This is a genomic window from Flavobacterium resistens, from assembly GCF_900182645.1.
GTDB lineage: Bacteria > Bacteroidota > Bacteroidia > Flavobacteriales > Flavobacteriaceae > Flavobacterium > Flavobacterium resistens.
Genome location: NZ_FXTA01000014.1, coordinates 1 through 2,996, shown reverse-complemented (window position 1 = coordinate 2,996; position 2,996 = coordinate 1). Strand labels below are relative to the sequence as shown.

The following is a 2,996-nucleotide window of genomic DNA, read 5'->3' as shown; positions in this document are numbered from 1 at the left end:
ACCCCATCCGACCTGACTTTTAAAGGTTTGAGCATAGAAGATTTATTTAGGATAAACAATGACAATGCAATAGAAGATATCTATGAATTGTCTCCACTACAGCAAGGAATGTACTATCACTGGCTGTCTGAGAAATCGTCCTCAATGTATTTTGAGCAGATGTCTTATAGAATAAAAGCACTGGATTTAGATATCCAGTCAGTACATGAATCCTATGACAAGCTAATATCAAGACATAGTGTATTGAGAACAAGTTTTATCTATGATTTAAGTGATCATCCGTTGCAGATAGTGAGAAAAGTAGTTCCAAGTCAATTTTCATATCAAGCAGTACCTCAAGAAACGGATGTGAATGATTATGTGGAAGAAGTAAAACTAAAAGACAGGGAAAAGGGATTCGATTTAGAGACTTCCTTTTCTCAGATGCGCCTTCAGGTATTGGATATAGGAGATGATCAATACGAGTTTATTTGGAGCCACCATCATATTCTTACCGATGGTTGGTGTATGAGCATTCTAATAAATGATTTTTATCAAATATTGAATTCGATTGATCTAAAAATACCGTTAAATCTTCCGAAACAATTACCTTATGCTAACTATATCCAATGGTTAAATAAAATAAACACAAACGATTCCATGGAATATTGGAAAGGTTACTTGAGAAATTACAGCCAAGTTGCCGAAATTCCATTTAAGACACTGTCTACGGAGAATCCTATTTATAAAGAATCTAAAGAATTTTTAAAAATAGAAGGTGATTTATACCAAAGGCTAAATAGTATATGTAGTCAAATTGGTGTAACACAAAATACCTTCATGCAGTCAATTTGGGGGTATCTACTGTCAAGATATAACAGTACGCAAGACGTAGTATTTGGGGCAGTAGTTTCCGGAAGGCCTGCTGAGTTAACTGGTGTTGAGAATATGGTAGGCTTGTTCATCAATACAATTCCGGTAAGGGTAAGCTACCAAGATGGCAGTACACCTCTAGAATTGTTAACGCAGGTTCATAATGAGGCAATATCAGGTAATGCCCATCATTATTTGAATTTGTCTGAGGTACAATCTCAAAGTGAATTGGGGATGAACCTGATTAATAATATTATGCTTTTTGATAATTACCCAGTACAGGAGATAATTAAGGAGAATGTAGAAAATACCCAAAGTCAAAAAGGTCAAGAATTAACCATAGAATCTATGGAAGTATTTGGACAAACCAATTATGATTTCAGCTTCATGGTGAGTCCAAGACCATTATCATTAATTGTGGAATTGAGGTATAATGCCAATAAATTTGAGCCGCAGTTGATTAAAAAAATGATAAATCATATTGATAATTTGGTTGAACAGTTTAGTGTTAATATTGATAAACCACTAAATACATTAAATTATTTAACTCAAGAGGAGAAACAACAATTATTAGTAGACTTTAACGATAGCAAAGTTGATTATCCGAAAGATAAAACCATCATCGATTTATTTGAAGAACAAGTCGATAAAACTCCGGATAACATCGCTGTTGTTTTTGAAGAAGTACAATTGACTTATAAACAACTCAATGAGAAAGCAAATCAATTAGCGCATTATCTAAGGGAAACCTACAAAATACAAGCCGATGATCTAATCGGAATAAAGTTAGAGCGAAGCGAGCAAATGATACTGGCTATTTTGGGGATACTAAAATCTGGTGCCGCTTATGTGCCAATTGACCCAAGTTACCCTCAGGCAAGGATTGCTTACATAGAAAAAGACAGTAACTGTAAAATTGTTATTGATGAGGAGGTAATGATACTTTTTGATTTTGAAAGATTTAGATACACAAACAAAAATCTTAACCACATTCACCAACTGGATAATTTAGCCTACATTATTTACACTTCAGGAACTACCGGTAATCCTAAAGGGGTGATGGTGGAACATAAAAATCTTGTAAACTCTACAATTTGTAGAGTTGAATTTTATCAATTTAAAAAAATATTGTTAACATCTTCTATAGCTTTTGATCCTTCAATAGCAGCTATTTGGGGTGTATTGTTGAATGGTGGATCTTTAATCGTTGAGAATGAATACACAATAAAAGATTCAGAAAATATCGTAAAGAGAATAATTAAAATAGGCATAACAGATATTCTTTGTGTCCCTAGTTATTATATCTTTTTATTTAATGAACTACAAAAATATAAAGATGTTTTAAAATTAAAGAATTTGATTTTAGGAGGTGAACAAATTAAATTAGATTTGATTACTTCTCATAAAGAACATTTCGATAATATTGCATTATATAATGAATACGGTCCTACTGAATGTACAGTTTGGACAACGGTATTTAATATAAATGATTGTTCAAGTTTAATTCCCATAGGGAGCCCGATTTCCAACACACAGGTTTACATCTTAGACGAGTCATTGCAACCATTGCCTATAGGAGTTGCAGGAAAACTGTATGTATCTGGAGCAGGAGTTGCCAGAGGTTATTTAAACAAACCGGAACTCACGGCAGAGAAATTCATTTCGAATCCTTTTATAAAAGGAACAAGAATGTATGATACCGGTGATTTGGGCAGGTGGCTGCCGGATGGCAACATTGAATTTTTGGGCAGAAACGACCATCAAGTCAAGATAAGAGGTTACCGTATAGAGCTAGGAGAGATAGAAACGGCCATATCTGGATATTCAGAGGAGATACAACAGGTTGTAGTGGAAGCCAAAGAAATCAACCAGGACAAAACTTTGGTGGCTTATTATGTATCCAAAACAGAGATTGACAAATCAGAGATCAGAACTTACCTGCAAAACAAGCTGCCTGAATATATGGTTCCTGGTTTTTATGTAGAGATAGAAAGTCTGCCTTTGACACCTAATGGCAAGATAGACAGAAAAGCCCTTCCAAGTGTTACCGGAGAAGACATCATCAAGAAAGATTATGTAGCCCCAAGAAACAAAGAGGAGCAACTTATAGTTGATGTTTGGACTTCTGTTCTCAAGCAAGAGGC

Annotated in this window: 1 protein-coding gene; it reads left to right on the top strand. The window is 34.5% G+C overall.

The window, feature by feature from the left end; genetic code table 11:
- Nucleotides 1-27: 27 nt before the first annotated feature.
- Nucleotides 28-2,996 (top strand): non-ribosomal peptide synthetase (locus tag FN795_RS21315; protein WP_167498118.1); only part of this gene is annotated, 2,969 nt, incomplete at its 3' end.